This window comes from Solibacillus sp. R5-41 (assembly GCF_002736105.1).
GTDB lineage: Bacteria > Bacillota > Bacilli > Bacillales_A > Planococcaceae > Solibacillus.
Genome location: NZ_CP024123.1, coordinates 3,312,751 through 3,327,720, shown reverse-complemented (window position 1 = coordinate 3,327,720; position 14,970 = coordinate 3,312,751). Strand labels below are relative to the sequence as shown.

The 14,970-nt window shown below is 37.7% G+C and carries 15 protein-coding genes; 14 read left to right on the top strand and 1 reads right to left on the bottom strand.

What is annotated here, in order from left to right:
* The first annotated feature begins 100 nt into the window (after positions 1-100).
* A complete protein-coding gene (locus CSE16_RS16390; RefSeq protein WP_099424910.1) occupies positions 101-817 on the top strand; it encodes a pseudouridine synthase in 717 nt (238 codons plus the stop codon).
* 199 nt (positions 818-1,016) lie between these two features.
* Here the strand turns inward: CSE16_RS16390 and CSE16_RS16385 are convergent, their stop codons facing one another.
* The gene (locus CSE16_RS16385; protein WP_057989039.1) at positions 1,017-1,238 is read right to left on the bottom strand and encodes a DeoR family transcriptional regulator; all 222 of its coding nucleotides are present in this window, start codon (positions 1,236-1,238) and stop codon (positions 1,017-1,019) included.
* A 408-nt stretch (positions 1,239-1,646) separates the two neighbouring features.
* Here CSE16_RS16385 and nagA point away from each other — a divergent pair, with 408 nt between their 5' ends.
* The 13 genes from nagA to CSE16_RS16320 all read left to right on the top strand — a co-directional run bounded on the left by nagA (position 1,647) and on the right by CSE16_RS16320 (position 14,913).
* Positions 1,647-2,804 (top strand): N-acetylglucosamine-6-phosphate deacetylase, encoded by a 1,158-nt coding sequence (gene nagA / locus CSE16_RS16380; RefSeq protein WP_099424909.1) that lies wholly within the window; start codon positions 1,647-1,649, stop codon positions 2,802-2,804.
* An 18-nt stretch (positions 2,805-2,822) separates the two neighbouring features.
* Entirely contained in the window at positions 2,823-3,554 is a 732-nt protein-coding gene (locus CSE16_RS16375) for a GntR family transcriptional regulator (protein WP_099424908.1), read from the top strand.
* Positions 3,555-3,608: 54 nt separating this feature from the next.
* Positions 3,609-3,878: an HPr family phosphocarrier protein gene (locus tag CSE16_RS16370; protein ID WP_099424907.1), complete on the top strand. Its 270-nt coding sequence runs from the start codon at positions 3,609-3,611 to the stop codon at positions 3,876-3,878.
* Complete coding sequence (gene ptsP / locus CSE16_RS16365; protein ID WP_099424906.1) at positions 3,872-5,581, top strand: phosphoenolpyruvate--protein phosphotransferase; 1,710 nt, start codon at positions 3,872-3,874, stop codon at positions 5,579-5,581. The genes CSE16_RS16370 and ptsP overlap by 7 nt, the downstream gene beginning before the upstream one ends.
* Before the next feature lie 33 nt (positions 5,582-5,614).
* Positions 5,615-6,790: a GNAT family N-acetyltransferase gene (gene eis / locus CSE16_RS16360; protein ID WP_099424905.1), complete on the top strand. Its 1,176-nt coding sequence runs from the start codon at positions 5,615-5,617 to the stop codon at positions 6,788-6,790.
* A gap of 318 nt (positions 6,791-7,108) precedes the next feature.
* Entirely contained in the window at positions 7,109-7,420 is a 312-nt protein-coding gene (locus tag CSE16_RS16355) for a PTS sugar transporter subunit IIB (RefSeq protein WP_099424904.1), read from the top strand.
* A 27-nt stretch (positions 7,421-7,447) separates the two neighbouring features.
* Positions 7,448-7,759, top strand: a complete 312-nt coding sequence (locus CSE16_RS16350) for a PTS lactose/cellobiose transporter subunit IIA (RefSeq protein ID WP_216641147.1) — start codon at positions 7,448-7,450, stop codon at positions 7,757-7,759.
* Between the two features lie 40 nt (positions 7,760-7,799).
* Positions 7,800-9,068 carry a PTS sugar transporter subunit IIC gene (locus CSE16_RS16345; protein WP_099424902.1) on the top strand — a complete coding sequence of 423 codons (1,269 nt, stop codon included), beginning with the start codon at positions 7,800-7,802 and terminating at the stop codon, positions 9,066-9,068.
* 17 nt (positions 9,069-9,085) lie between these two features.
* Positions 9,086-10,168 (top strand): DUF871 domain-containing protein, encoded by a 1,083-nt coding sequence (locus CSE16_RS16340; RefSeq protein WP_099424901.1) that lies wholly within the window; start codon positions 9,086-9,088, stop codon positions 10,166-10,168.
* 187 nt (positions 10,169-10,355) lie between these two features.
* Positions 10,356-11,750: a dipeptidase PepV gene (pepV, locus tag CSE16_RS16335; RefSeq protein WP_099424900.1), complete on the top strand. Its 1,395-nt coding sequence runs from the start codon at positions 10,356-10,358 to the stop codon at positions 11,748-11,750.
* A gap of 19 nt (positions 11,751-11,769) precedes the next feature.
* Positions 11,770-12,621 (top strand): D-amino-acid transaminase, encoded by an 852-nt coding sequence (gene dat / locus CSE16_RS16330; RefSeq protein ID WP_099424899.1) that lies wholly within the window; start codon positions 11,770-11,772, stop codon positions 12,619-12,621.
* A gap of 367 nt (positions 12,622-12,988) precedes the next feature.
* Positions 12,989-13,978 (top strand): nuclease-related domain-containing protein, encoded by a 990-nt coding sequence (locus tag CSE16_RS16325; protein WP_099424898.1) that lies wholly within the window; start codon positions 12,989-12,991, stop codon positions 13,976-13,978.
* A gap of 2 nt (positions 13,979-13,980) precedes the next feature.
* Entirely contained in the window at positions 13,981-14,913 is a 933-nt protein-coding gene (locus CSE16_RS16320) for a diacylglycerol/lipid kinase family protein (protein ID WP_099424897.1), read from the top strand.
* Positions 14,914-14,970: the final 57 nt, after the last annotated feature.

Sequence of the window (14,970 nt, the reverse complement as noted above, 5' to 3'; positions counted from 1 at the left end):
GGATGTCACAGATTTTAAAAGGAGTTTTTCGAGCATGCTCGAAAAAAATCTGGACGCAATAACGCCGGGGTGTAATTGATAATCAAGGAGGCAATTATTCATGAGATTAGATAAATTATTGGCTAATATGGGCTATGGCTCGCGCAAAGAAGTAAAGGTTTTATTAAAACAAAAGGCGGTTACAGTTGAAGGGGAAGTAGTGAAGGATTCAGCGATGCATGTAGATCCCGTTAAGCAAAATGTTGCGGTTTTCGGAGAGCGTGTAGAATATGTAGAGTTTATTTATATTATGATGCATAAACCACCAGGCGTCATTTCTGCAACAGAGGATCGCCATGATCAAACGGTTATTGATTTATTAGACCCGTATGTACAGCATTTTCAGCCGTTTCCAGTAGGACGATTGGATAAGGATACAGAAGGGTTGTTATTAATTACGAATGATGGCAATCTCGCACATAATTTGCTATCACCGAAAAAGCATGTACCGAAATGGTATTATGCAAAAATTGATGGAGTCGTTACAGAGGCGGATATTGAAGCGTTTGCAAAGGGTGTAACGCTGGATGACGGGTACGAAACTAAACCAGGCGAGCTCGTTATTTTATCTTCTGGCATTGAGTCAGAAATTGAATTGATGATTCAAGAAGGAAAGTTTCATCAAGTCAAACGCATGTTTGAAGCCGTAGGGAAAAAGGTAACGTATTTAAAACGTATATCGATGGGGCCGCTGCAATTAGACACAGAGCTTGAATTAGGGGATTACCGTGAATTAACGGAAGAAGAATTATCGAATTTAGTTAAACATAACATCTAAAAAATAGATAGGCGCGCTAAAAGAGAATGCCCCGACGAAAAGGCATTCTCTTTTAGTTTACCAAAAATTTTGAATTACAAAAGATATAGTTGATACTATACATAATTTATTACATTGTATAGCTGATCGACACCTTATAATATGTGTGAGGCAAATTCATGCCATTCTACTAAAATAAGAATCAGCCGCTATTACTATTCTAAGATGTCATTTTTACTTTTTTCTTCGTCGTTGTCCATTTACCCCGACTTGGGCTAACAACCAAGTCATTGAAGGCTAACACATTCAAATCTCTTTGAATGGTGCGAGGAGTGATGTTGAACTCTTCGACCAAATCCTGTGTAGTCACTTCACCTTTATTTAAGATAAACATATACACGTCTTTAATACGATTAAGCATTCTGTCAGTAGTTGGTTTCAAAAAAAACCACTCCTTCGATCTTAATTCTCATGGCATAAGACTAGCGGACGACAAGTTTTGTGCGGAGTGCACTGAGGACTTAATTGATTGCCTTAGACAGCCCCTTTTCTAAAAGTTTGGTCAGAATGAATGTTCTGACACAAACATTATAGCGAAAAATTAAGTATATTTCCATAATTGAAACCGAATTGTTAATATTTTTACCGAAAATTCATATACTTTAATTTTATTCAACAATTTCAATTTAATACCTACGTATATTAAAATGGGGCTATATCTACAAAATTCAGAAAATATTAAAAACATTTTAAATTTAAATAATTTTTGTGTATAATTGGTATAGACAACTATACCGAGTTGTACGAAACGAAATATGTTGTAGTAAATAGTAAAGGTGGTGGACCATTGATGGAAACATTGCTCATTACGAATAGTACAATTGTTAATTGCGATGAAAGACAAGAAATATGCGACATCTTTATTGAAAATGGGAAAATTATTGAAATTGGCCAATCTTTAAAAAAAGAAGCAATGCGGACAATTGATTGTAAACAACAGTCATTATTTTTACTTCCTGGATTTATTGATATTCACATTCATGGAGCGAATGGCTTTGATACGATGGACAGTTCGCAGCAAGCGTTGGAAGAAATATCAAAGCATTTAGTGAAAGAAGGCGTAACTAGTTTTTTAGCTACGACGATGACCCAATCAATCGGAAATATCGAGGCTGCTTTAGTAAATGTGAAAAACTATGAAGATCATTTTGAAGGGGCTCAGCTATTAGGTGTCCATGTCGAAGGGCCATTTTTATCGGTTAAGCGTGCAGGTGCACAACCAGTCGAGTTTATGCAACCACCTTGCATTCCACTACTTGAGCGTTGGCAGGAGTTAAGTGGTGGATTAATAAAAATAATGACGGTCGCGCCAGAACTTGAAAATGGATTGGCGTTTGTAAAGAAGCTGCGTCACCTTAATATTATTGCCTCTATGGGACATACGGATGCAACAATGGATGAAGTGCAAAAAGCTGTTGATGCAGGTGTAACACAAGCAACCCATTTGTTTAATCAAATGCGTCCATTCCATCACCGTGAACCAGGAGTAGTTGGCGCGGCATTACAAGATGATGAAATATTCGTGGAGTTAATTGTCGATTTTATTCATTGTCATCCAAAAGCTGTAAACTTAGTTTATAAAGTGAAAGGGCCCAAGCAAATTATTTTAATAACAGATGCCATGAGAGCAAAGGGATTACCTTATGGTGAATATGATTTAGGTGGGCAAACGGTGTATGTTGCGGAAGATGGTGCACGGTTAAACGACGGTTCATTGGCTGGAAGTGTCCTCACGATGGAGCAAGCTTTGAAAAATATGAGAGCGGTTACGGCTTGTAGTTTAGAAGACATTGTTGCGATGACCTCGTCAAATATAGCACAACAACTACATGCCACTACAAAAGGGCGCATTGCTGTTGGTTATGAAGCTGATCTCGTATTAATAGACAGCGAATTAACAGTGCATAAAACAATTCGTCAAGGACAGGTTGTTTATGAAAAATCCTGAATTTGAGAGGTATTAAAGATGCATACAAAAATTGATAAAAATTCTAGAATCCCAATTTATGGGCAAATAGAAGAGATTTTAAAGCAAAGCATTTATTCAAAGAGTTATAAAATTGGTGAAAATATCCCTTCTGAACGAGAGCTTTCGGTTCAATTTGATGTAAGCCGAATGACCGTTAGACAAGCAATCACAAACTTGGTTAATAGTGGTCTATTATATCGTGAAAAAGGGCGAGGGACTTATGTAGCCAATCCAAAATTAGAGCAGCCACTAACAGGTCTTCGGAGTTTTTCAGAGGATATGCTAGCACGAGGTATGAAACCAAGCAGCAAAGTATTGCGGTTTGAAAAAATAATCCCTTCGCTCGATATAGCAAATGATTTATTTTTAGAGCCAGGGGTGGAGGTTTTTTACATTGTCCGTATTCGAAGTGCCGATAATAAACCAATGGGCATCGAGCACGCCTATATACCTGTAAGATTATTGCCAGATTTGGATGAACAAAAAGTATTGGGCTCTATATATGCGCTAATTGAAGGGAAGTTTCAACAAAAAATTGGCAATGCAGTACAGCAAATAGAGGCTTCCCTTGTGACAAAAGATGAAAGTAAACATTTAAAAATAAACCCAACTTCCGCTGTTTTAAATATTAAGCGGATCAGTTACTTTAGCGACGGCTTCCCATTTGAAGTGGTAGAAAGTACGTATCGAGCGGATAGCTATAAATTTATAAGTGAGATTAAAAGATAAATAGATATAAAAATATGAGTATGAATTTAATTTAAATAAATGGGGGTATGAAAAATGGAAAAAATGTTTAAAATTACTGCGCCAGAAGGACTTCATGCAAGACCGGCTGCATTGCTTGTATCAGCGGCTACACCATTTAAAGCGGACATTACATTGCATTTTAAAGAAAAAACAGCAAACTTAAAATCAATTATAGGTGTTATGGCACAAGGTGTTGCTCCTGGAAGTACGATTGTTATTTCTACGCAAGGGAGCGATGAAGCAGAGGCATTGCAAGCAATTAGCGATGTTATTGCGACGAAGGGAATTGGAGAAGAATGCTAGCATTAAAGGGAATCCCAGTTTCGAACGGTGTTGCCATTGCAAAGGGTTATTGTTTAGTAGAGCCCGATTTGTCCTTTTCCAAAATAACGATTCAAAATAATGATGCAGAAATTATGCGGCTAAATGAAGCAATCGAGCATTCAAAAATAGAAATTGAACGCATGCAAGCTGCTGCAACACAAAAATATGGTGAAGATAAAGGGGCTATTTTTGGCGCACATTTACTTGTTTTACAAGATCCAGAACTATTCGTTGGGGTGGCGCAAAAAATTCAAAGTGGAATGAATGCTGAGCATGCATTAGATGAAACGGTGCAATTTTTCATTCAAATGTTTGAAGGAATGGATAATGACTATATGAAAGAACGTGCTGCGGATATTCGCGATGTATCAAAACGGGTAATGGCTCATCTGTTAGGTGTGGAGTTGCCAGATTATAGTCGTATTAACGAAGCCGTCATTATTGTAGCAAAGGATTTAACGCCGTCGATGACAACACAGTTGGATCCAACTTTTGTAAAGGGATTCATCACAGATATCGGAGGGAAAACATCGCATACTGCTATTCTGGCAAGGACGATGGGCATCCCAGCGGTAGTTGGTGCTAAAAGTGCGACAATGGATATTAAACATGGAGAACCTTTAATTATTGATGGTTCCACGGGAGAAATTTTTATTCAACCGAATAACGAGCAGATTGCCCAATACAAAAAAGTAGAAGAAGAAAACAAGCAATTCAAGCAACAATTAGCGAAATATAGTGAATTAAAAAGTATATCAAAAGATGGCTATTCCGTTGAGCTTGCAGGGAATATTGGTAAGCCACAAGATGTCGCATCTGTCCTAGCTGCTGGTGGTGAGGGCATTGGTCTTTTTAGAACAGAATTTCTCTATATGGACCGACTAGATTTGCCAAGTGAGGAAGAGCAATTTACAGCGTATAAAGAGGTTTTAGAGGCGCTAAATGGTAAGCCTGTCGTTGTTCGTACATTGGATATTGGTGGGGATAAAAACTTACCTTATTTAAACTTACCACATGAGATGAATCCCTTTTTAGGCTATCGCGCTATTCGACTTTGTTTGGATCATCAAGAGCTATTCCGTATTCAATTACGAGCATTGCTGCGCGCGAGTGTTTATGGCAATTTAAAAGTTATGTTTCCGATGATTGCCACGTTAGAAGAGTTTCGTATGGCTAAGACGATTTTAGAAGAAGAAAAAGAAAAGCTACTATTAACGGACGTTCCAATATCAACAGAAATAGAAATCGGTCTGATGATTGAAATTCCATCAGCTGCAATTATTGCGGATTTATTTGCGAAAGAAGCAGATTTTTTATCAATTGGCACAAATGATTTAATTCAATACACATTGGCTGCGGATCGCATGAATGAAAATGTATCGTACTTATATCAGCCTTATCATCCAGCCATTTTACGTTTAGTAAAAATGATTATTGATGCGGGCCATGCAGAAGGTAAGTGGGTAGGGATGTGCGGTGAAATGGCAGGGGATAAGGTAGCCATTCCAATTTTACTTGCACTCGGTTTAGACGAGTTTTCAATGAGTGCTTCATCGATTTTAACTGTACGTAGTCAGCTCGCGACTTTGAGTAAAGAGCTGCTTGTTCCACATGTCCAAAAATTACTACAACTATCCACTGCACAGCAAGTAGAGCAGGTGGTAATAGATATACTAAAATAATTATTGCTTGTTAATGAAAGGTGATGAAACATTTTGGAAATCAAAAAAGTACCACCTTCTGATTATGAACAAATTTATCGATTACGTGATTATAGCTTTCCGACGGTTTATGATGGCGACAAAAAAGCGGATTTTCAATATTGGGTAGCAAATAGTACAACGCTTGGTGCATATGAACAAAACCAAATAATCGGTCAATTATTAGTGCTTCCGTTAAATATGACTGTGCATGAAGTGAATATGCCGATGGGGGGAATTGGCTTTGTTGCAACGTATCCAGAGCATCGAAATAAGGGCGTAATGAAACAATTAATACAAAGAGCATTAGAAAGCATGCGTCAACAAGGGCAGCTTGTTTCAGTGTTAGCACCATTTTCTGTTTCTTTTTATCGGTACTTTGGCTGGGAACTTTTTGTTGATAAAGTTCACTATACAGTACCACGCACCACATTTCCTGACTTTGGTAAGCAACTAGATGAGGTCAAACGTTTTAGCTTTTCAGTAATAGACGGACAGCTTTTTTACGATGTACAACGGTTTCATAATACGATGTGCGCGAAGAAAAACGGTGCCATGTTACGTGATTTAGCTTGGTGGAAGCGAATCGAACGACGCCAACCAACGAGCCATTTTGCTGTTGTTTACGAACAGCAAGAAGTGATCGGCTATATTCGTTATACGATCAATCAATTAACATTTGACGTGCAAGACTTTATTGTAAAAAACTATTCTGCCCATAAAGCTTTATGGCGTTTTATGACCGCTCATGCAGCAAGTGTAGAAAAAATATGCGGTATTACTTCGGTCAAGGAGCAGATGGGCTTCCTATTCCAAGAGCCTCAATATAAGCGTGAACTGACGCGTGATGTAATGGCTCGAATTGTTGATGTGGAAAAGTTTTTGCAGCTATACAATTGGCGAGCGGTTGAAGTGAATTTATATGTGCAAATTACCGATCCATTTTGCGAGTGGAATGAAGCACTTTATGAAATAAATAAATGTGGAAAAATTACGAAAGACAGTGAAGAAAATGTGAATAAGGAGCATATATTAATGCTAACAATTAATCACTTGTCTGCATTGCTACTTGGGTATATTACTATGGAACGTTTAGTATATTTAACAAATGTTACGTGTAAAGAGGAAATTATTCATCATTGGGAAAGGGCTATTCCGTCTCAAGCACCTACTTTTTACGAGTACTTTTAACTTGCATCAGATGAATCAAGTTAATGCAGCCGGCGGAAGTCACAGATTTTTAGCGGAGTATTTCGAGCAAGCTCGAAAAAAATCTCGACGTAATTGATAAAATTTTTTTTGGATTTTTTTCTGGACTATACCAGTTTTTCAAGAAAGGTTAATTTCATTGCAATTCCGTTATAGACCGCACATTCAAGTAAATGGTAATTAATAAATATTCTGTAAAAAACATATTGTGGTATAGACCGACAGATGCTATTCTCACTTTAAGAAAGCGATTTCATGAGATGGAAACAGAAGAAAATCTTTAGAACAGGGGTGTGTTAAATGAAGAATATTATGTTAGTTTGTGTTGCAGGTATGAGTACTAGTTTACTTGTTTCAAAAATGCAAAAAGTAGCGCAGGAAAAAAATGTAGAAGCTCATATTTTCGCAGTTGCTGAAAATGAGGTGGACAAGGTTTTAGCGAGTGAAGATGTCCATGTTTTATTGCTAGGTCCACAAGTTCGTTATTTAAAATCTACTTTTGAAGCGAAGTATAAAGATTACAATATTCCGATTGATACAATTGCGATGGTTGATTACGGCATGATGAATGGTGATAAAGTATTAAATCACGCATTACAGCTTATTGGATAAGGGGTTTTGACGGTGGAGCAAAATGAAATGTTACAAGCAGTGATGGGGTTAATCATCCACAGTGGGAATACGAAAAGTGAATGTATGGAAGCGTTACAACTTGCAAAAGCAGGGAATCTTAGCGAGGCAAAAGAAAAAATTGCACTAGCGAATGAAGCGTTAATTGAAGCACATCATTCGCAAACAGGGCTACTTACAATAGAGGCAAATGGGGAAAAAGTAGAACTGACGATGTTGTTGATACATGCACAAGATCATTTAATGAACGCGATTACATTTAGAGATTTGGCAATTGAAATGATTGAGCTGTATGAACGTTTTGAAGGAAATACCATCTAATTTTAGATGCATCTTATAAAAACAAAGGGGATTGGTTGTTATGTTCAAATTTTTAGAAGAAAAATTTGTACCCGTAGCAGCAAGAATTGGGAACCAGCGTCATTTAATTGCCATTCGAGATGGCTTTATCGCAATTATGCCACTGACAATTGCGGGATCACTTGCAGTATTAGTTAACAGTTTGCCAATTGATTTTTATCAAAACACGATGAACGCCATTTTTGGTGAGGGAAATTGGAAGCAGTGGGGAGGGAATATATGGAATGCTACCTTCGCAGTGCTGTCCATCTTACTGGCATTTACAATTGCCTATAATTTAGCAAAGGGCTATGGCAAAGATGCACTATCCGCAGGGGTGATGGGACTCGCGGCTTACATGACATTCGGTACATTCGGTGATGGTGGATTGTCAGGGCTAACAACAGGTACAGGCGGAATATTTATTGCCATTATTGTTTCATTACTTGCTTCTGAGATATTTTGCCGATTATCTGGAAATAGTAAACTAATAATTAAAATGCCAGATGGTGTACCACCAGCAGTATCAAAATCATTTGCGGCATTATTTCCAGTAATTATTACAATCAGTATTTTTGCTCTCGTTCGAACATTGATTTCGGTAGGGTTGGAAATACCTGATATTATTGGTTCGTTTTATTCGACAGTACAAGAGCCGTTCATGGGCTTAACAAACACTTGGACAGCAGGATTAATCATCGCGTTTATCCCTGCGTTTTTATGGACATTAGGTGTGCACGGTGCAAATATTATTGAGCCTTTCATGCAAACGATTAATGCAGACGCGATTGCTAAGAACGTAGCAGCACTACAAGCGGGAGAAACAGCACCGTATATTATTAACAAGCCATTCTTTGATGCATTTGTTAATATGGGCGGTTCAGGAACAACAATCGCATTAATTATCGCAATATTCATATTTGCAAGAAAGAACAAGCAATATAGCACCGTCGGAAAACTTTCAGCGGGACCAGGTTTATTTAATATTAATGAACCATTACTATTCGGACTTCCGATTGTATTAAATCCAATTTTATTCATTCCGTTTATTTTAACGCCGATGGTCAATGTATCAATCGCTTATTTCGCTACAAAATTGGGCCTTGTACCTGCAGCAATTGCTGTTATACCTTGGACAATCCCTCCTGTTATAAACGGCTTTTTAGTAACGCAACATTGGAGTGGCGCGGTATTAAGTTTAGTGCTCCTTGTCATTTCGGTATTAATTTATTTACCATTTATCGCGATGGCGAATCGTATGGCGAAAAATAATGAGCAAAACGTGAATTAATGTATGGAGGTATTGCAATGAGAAGGCTTGGAATTGCTGTTTATCCGCAGCATAGCACAGTAGAAGAACTGCAAGCCTATATTCAGCTTGCGCATAGTAATGGCTTTGATCGAATGTTTACATGCTTAATGTCATTAACAAATGAACAGGAACTGAACAAGCTACAGCAAGTCAATGCATTTGCAAAAAAATTAGGTTTTAATATTTCCGCAGATATTGCACCATCAGTGTTTCAGGAATTAGGCAAAACATATCGTGATGCTGGTTATTTTAAAGAGCAATTTCATCTATCGGCATTGCGTCTCGATATGGGCTTTAGCGGGCAAGAGGAGGCGTTTATGTCTCTTGATGAAAGCAATATTAAAGTAGAATTAAATATGAGCAACGGAACTAAATATGTTGAAACGATTTTGTCCTACGAAGCAAATCGTGAAAATTTATTAGGCTGTCACAACTTTTATCCAAGAAAATATACAGCACTTTCTCGTCAGCATTTTTTGACAACATCTCAACAATTTAAAGCGCAACATATTCGAACGGCTGCGATGATTAGTTCGCAACACGGAAAGTTTGGACCATGGGAAGAGACGTTGCACGGGCTCCCTACATTAGAGGAACACCGTGATTTACCGATTACTGTACAAGCAAAGGATTTGTGGAATACCGGTTTAATAGACGATTTAATTATTGGTAATATGTTTGCCTCTGAGCAGGAGCTACAAGCACTTGGTCAACTAAATCGTCAAAAACTAGAACTACAGGTCCTCCCGGTAGCAGACATTACTTCTGTAGAGGAAAAAATTGTTTTTGATGAACATCACTTTAGTCGTGGGGATGTATCAGAATATATGATTCGCAGCACGCAATCACGCGTAAAATTTAAACAGGAAAGCTTTCCGGCACACACGGTTGAACCATTACGATTCGGCGATGTGACAATCGATAATAATGAAGATATTCGGTATAAAGGGGAGCTGCAAATTGTCCTAAAAGAAATGCCGAATGAAAGGACAACAAACATTGTGGGAACAATTGTAGAGGAGGAAAAATTTTTACTCCATCAAATTAAACCGTGGCAATCGTTTAGACTTGTTAAGTAGAAGGTAAAATCGAGGGGGTTGGGCATTCATTGCTCGGTCCTTTTTTTCGTTTTTAAAACAATACCTTTTGCCAAATTACGTAGCAATGGACTCATTATTGTTCCAAGTAGTATGATAAGTAGGAATTGTAAAAATCTATGTAAAATGAGTGTTTGAGATTGTCATAATGAAAAGGTGAGGTGCTTTGATGGACTGGTTGAAAATTGCCGAAATGAGGCAAGAGGAACTCGTAAAAGAATTACAACAACTGATTCAAATTGAAAGTATATTAGATGAACAGCATAAGTCTAAAGAGACGCCATTTGGACCTGGTCCGCGTGCAGCGCTTGATTTTATGCTAGCAAAAGGGCATCAGTACGGCATGAAAACAAAAGATGTAGACCATATGGCAGGACATATTGAAATGGGTGAGGGCGAAGAGTTAATCGGTGTGCTTTGCCATGTAGATGTTGTGCCAGCTGGAGACGTAGCCACATGGACTTATCCTCCATTTGCAGGGCAGGTTGAAGGTGGAAAACTTTTTGGTCGTGGTGCAATTGATGATAAAGGGCCAACGATGGCGGCGTGGCTTGCGATGAAGATGATTCAAGATGAAGGCATCCAATTAACGAAACGTGTGCGCATGATTATTGGTTCAGATGAGGAAAGTGGCTTCCGTTGTGTGAAGCGCTATTTTGAACAAGAGGAGATGCCAACTGTTGGCTTTGCACCGGACGCGGATTTTCCGTTAATAAATGCTGAAAAAGGAATTGCTCATCTAGTGTTTAGTTTAAATGCTGAAAAAACGGGACAAGAACAGCTCATTACATTTGAAGCAGGAAAGCGAATAAATATGGTTCCGGAACAAGCAACTGCAAAATTAAAAGCGGTACAAAAAGATACAAAAGAGAATTTTGAGCTATTTTTAGCAGATAATCGTATAGATGGGTCTTTCATTGAGTCGGATGAAGGGATTATAATAACGATTAAAGGGAAATCTGCCCATGCAATGGAGCCAGAAAAAGGGCGAAATGCTGCAGTTTATTTAGCAAAGTTTTTAAAAGCTGTTTTAGTCGAAGGACAAGATGCCGCATTTATCAAATTTATTGTCCAACTTTTTGATGGAGATCATACCGGCTCTATGCTGCAATTAAACTTTGAAGATGCCATGTCGGGTCCTACTACGTTGAATCCAGGTGTTGTGAAATTTGATAGAAATGGCGGTTTTGTTGAAGTAAGCATGCGTTATTCTGTCTCGTACCCTTTTGAACAAAAAATAACATCTGCACAAAAAATGTTGCAAGAGCAGCCGTTTACATTAGATGTCGTAGGGAATTCAAAGCCACATTATGTTAGTGAAGATGACGAGTTTGTTCAAACGCTACTGGAAGTGTACCAAAAGTATAGTGGGGACTTCTCAAAGCCACTATCTACTGGTGGTGGAACGTATGCCCGCGTTATGAAAAAGGGCGTTGCCTTTGGAATGCTCTTTCCTGGCGAGCCTGACGTGGCGCATCAAGCAGATGAATTCGTTGTCATTGAAAACTTAGTAAAAGCGGCTGCGATTTATGCAGAAGCAATTGTAAAATTAGCAAGTAAATAATTAATAAAGGATGATAAAAATGAGTTATAGCTTATGGAATGACCAAATCGTAAATGATGAAAAAGTAGTAGTTGATAAGGAGGACCGTGGCTATCAATTTGGCGATGGTGTTTATGAAGTTGTAAAAGTATATAACGGTGAATTATTTACAGCAGAGGAGCATGTCGATCGTTTTTACGCGAGCGCTGAAAAAATTCGCGTTACGATTCCTTATACGAAAGACAAATTGCATCAATTATTGCATCAGTTAGTTGAAATGAATAAAGTTGAAACAGGGCATATTTATTTCCAAATTACGCGTGGTGCTGGCCCTCGTAATCATATTTTCCCTGGTGATGAAGTGAAGCCAGTATTAACAGGTAATACCAAGGAAAATCCACGTCCCGTTGCAAACTTTGAAAACGGTGTGAAAGCAACATTTGTAGAAGACATTCGTTGGTTACGCTGTGACATTAAATCATTAAATTTACTTGGTGCGGTTCTTGCGAAACAAGAAGCTCATGAAAAAGGATGCTATGAAGCGGTTTTACATCGTGATGAAATCGTAACAGAAGGGTCTTCTTCAAATATTTATGGAATTAAAGATGGTATTTTATACACACATCCAGCGAATAACTTCATCTTAAACGGTATTACTCGCCAAGTAATTATTAAATGTGCAGCTGAAATTGGCTTACCGGTGAAGGAAGAAGCAATGACTAAAACTCAACTTCTTGCAATGGATGAAGTGATTGTTTCATCAACAACTTCAGAAGTAACGCCAATTATCGATATAGATGGAACAGTAATTGGTGCGGGTAAACCGGGTGAATGGACACGTAAATTACAAGCACAATTTGATACGAAAATTCCAAAAGGTATTCGCGCATAATCACTAATCTTCATTCAGTAGAAAATGCTCATTTCAATAGGTGGTAGGATGAATGCAGTTTTAAACTTTTATCAAAAGGTGTTCAAACGCTCACTGAATGAAGATATTGCCTCAGGCGGATGTCACAAATTTTGAAGGAAATTAATATTAGGATGTTATCCTAAGTTCGTCGCATCCATGTGACAACGGCTAACTGACCTGCATCGTGCGGGCCTAAGCACAATTCAAAATCTGGACGCAATTACGCCGAGGCGTAATTGATTTAGTAAATAGAGAATTGCAATTTAGCAATTCTCTATTTTTTTCGGTCAATAACCTGTAAAATATGAAGCAATGACAACTAGATATAAATAGGGAGTAGATCATTATGGCTCAGTTAGTAAAACTTCAAGATTATATTTCACGCTATGAAAAGGACTTGACCCGTTATCCGACGCAATTTATTCGCTTAAAACAAAACCAATGGGAACGGGTAAAATACCAGTGGCAATCAGGCGAAATTATTGAGCGTTGGGAGCAAGAATTGGATACGGAAGTAGAAGAACCGAAAAAGTCTTCCATTTTCCAAAAGCTTTTTTCATTTAATAAGGTGAAAGACGATAAATCGGATAGTGAAAATGTAGATAGTTCAAATGAATTGTTATTAAATGAAGACGAAATTCCTGAGGAAAGCTCAACTTTAATGTTTGAACCGAATATTGTATATGCACCGAAAACAATAGAAGAATTAAAGCGAATGTTTATTGACCAATTTTTCCATTTTCAAATGAAGTGGGCGAGTTCGACATTACGTGAAAAATCCTATGTGGATCCAAAATATATGCGTGATACATTACTGCGTGCGATGCTTCAAACATTGCCCGATACGTATCTTCTGTTTTATTTTCCGATTTTGCGTGTCAAAAAGGCGCCAATTGAATTAGATATTATGATAATGACACCAACAGAATGTATATGTGTGACGTTATTAGAACAAGAAGATCAAGCAGTATATGTAGGAACGAGCGAACGTTTTTGGGTAAAAAAAGTGGGGAAAGTTGATAAAAAAGTATTAAACCCGCTCATCCAATTAAATCGCATGGAAAAAGTGGTCGAGCAATTATTTATGCAAAACGGAATTGAACTTCCAATTAGAAGAGTATTATTAACGCGAAATGGCTATATAGATTATCCAGGTACAATGTATGGTATTCAACTTGTTGATAAACGAAATTTTCCTGAATGGATGCAAAATTTACAAAAATCAGTGTCCCCAATGAAGCATATGCAAATTCGTGCAGCTCAAACGATTTTAAAAACGGTCCAAACAACATCTTTCAACCGTGATATTTGGAACACGGAAAAGATAGAGGATTAAATTTGCAGCTACACTTTATTGTGAATGCATTTGCGGGCGGTGGAAAGGGAAAAGAAGTTTGGCAACGGTTTGAGCAACAGTTAAAAATACCATATGAAATACATTGGACAAAATATTCTGGACATACAAGTGAGATTGCGAGAGAAATTGCACAAGCGACAACAGAGCAAGAGAACGTGTGCTTGATTGCTATTGGCGGAGATGGAACGATCCATGAATTATTAAATGGAGCGGGAATGTACGACCATATTATTATTGGTGTCATTGCTGCTGGTTCAGGAAATGACTTTGCACGTGGGTATGAGATTTTTGAAACAATCGAGCAAATTGAGCAATTTATTCAAACACGTGAAGTGACTGTTCATGATTACGGTGTAGCATATTTTAACGAGCAAAAGAAGCTCTTTGTTAATAATTTTGGCATTGGTTTTGATGCACTTGTCGGAAAATTAACAAATGAATCCCAACTAAAAAAATTTTTAAATCGGATAAAGCTAGGGAAGATAAGCTACGCATTTTTTGTCATTTATGCATTATTTACATTTAAGCCTTTTCATTTAAAGGTGCTACATAACGGGTATGAAAAAAGATTTAAAGATGTTTGGTTTGTGACCGTGAGCAATCAACAATTTTTTGGTGGAGGAATGAATTTATCCCCGACTTCCGATACTTCTGACGGCATGCTTGAGGTGACCGTCGTTTCGGAGTTGTCAAAATGGAAATTACTGTTTGTTTTCATGACTGTTTACTTTGCAAGACATACGAATTTTAAGGAAGTTCACCAATTTAGTAGCAATGCGATAACTTTAAAATACGATGCAACGATTTTAGGTCATGCGGATGGAGAAATTCAGACATTGCCGCATGGACATAATACAATCAAGCTTGTCGTAAAAGAAAAAGCATGGAAGCTAGCAAAAAAAAGTAAATATTAAAGCGAAACCTATAAATTTGCGCTATAATATGGGCAATGTACAACATAGAAATGAGGA

Bases quoted from the DNA above. Each gene is read 5' to 3' on its own strand.
- CSE16_RS16355 (WP_099424904.1), top strand. From the start codon at position 7,109: ATGAAGAATATTATGTTAGTTTGTGTTGCAGGTATGAGTACTAGTTTA.
- CSE16_RS16345 (WP_099424902.1), top strand. From the start codon at position 7,800: ATGTTCAAATTTTTAGAAGAAAAATTTGTACCCGTAGCAGCAAGAATT.
- CSE16_RS16350 (WP_216641147.1), top strand. From the start codon at position 7,448: ATGTTACAAGCAGTGATGGGGTTAATCATCCACAGTGGGAATACGAAA.
- pepV (WP_099424900.1), top strand. From the start codon at position 10,356: ATGGACTGGTTGAAAATTGCCGAAATGAGGCAAGAGGAACTCGTAAAA.
- CSE16_RS16370 (WP_099424907.1), top strand. From the start codon at position 3,609: ATGGAAAAAATGTTTAAAATTACTGCGCCAGAAGGACTTCATGCAAGA.
- dat (WP_099424899.1), top strand. From the start codon at position 11,770: ATGAGTTATAGCTTATGGAATGACCAAATCGTAAATGATGAAAAAGTA.
- ptsP (WP_099424906.1), top strand. From the start codon at position 3,872: ATGCTAGCATTAAAGGGAATCCCAGTTTCGAACGGTGTTGCCATTGCA.
- CSE16_RS16390 (WP_099424910.1), top strand. From the start codon at position 101: ATGAGATTAGATAAATTATTGGCTAATATGGGCTATGGCTCGCGCAAA.
- nagA (WP_099424909.1), top strand. From the start codon at position 1,647: ATGGAAACATTGCTCATTACGAATAGTACAATTGTTAATTGCGATGAA.
- CSE16_RS16325 (WP_099424898.1), top strand. From the start codon at position 12,989: ATGGCTCAGTTAGTAAAACTTCAAGATTATATTTCACGCTATGAAAAG.
- CSE16_RS16375 (WP_099424908.1), top strand. From the start codon at position 2,823: ATGCATACAAAAATTGATAAAAATTCTAGAATCCCAATTTATGGGCAA.
- CSE16_RS16340 (WP_099424901.1), top strand. From the start codon at position 9,086: ATGAGAAGGCTTGGAATTGCTGTTTATCCGCAGCATAGCACAGTAGAA.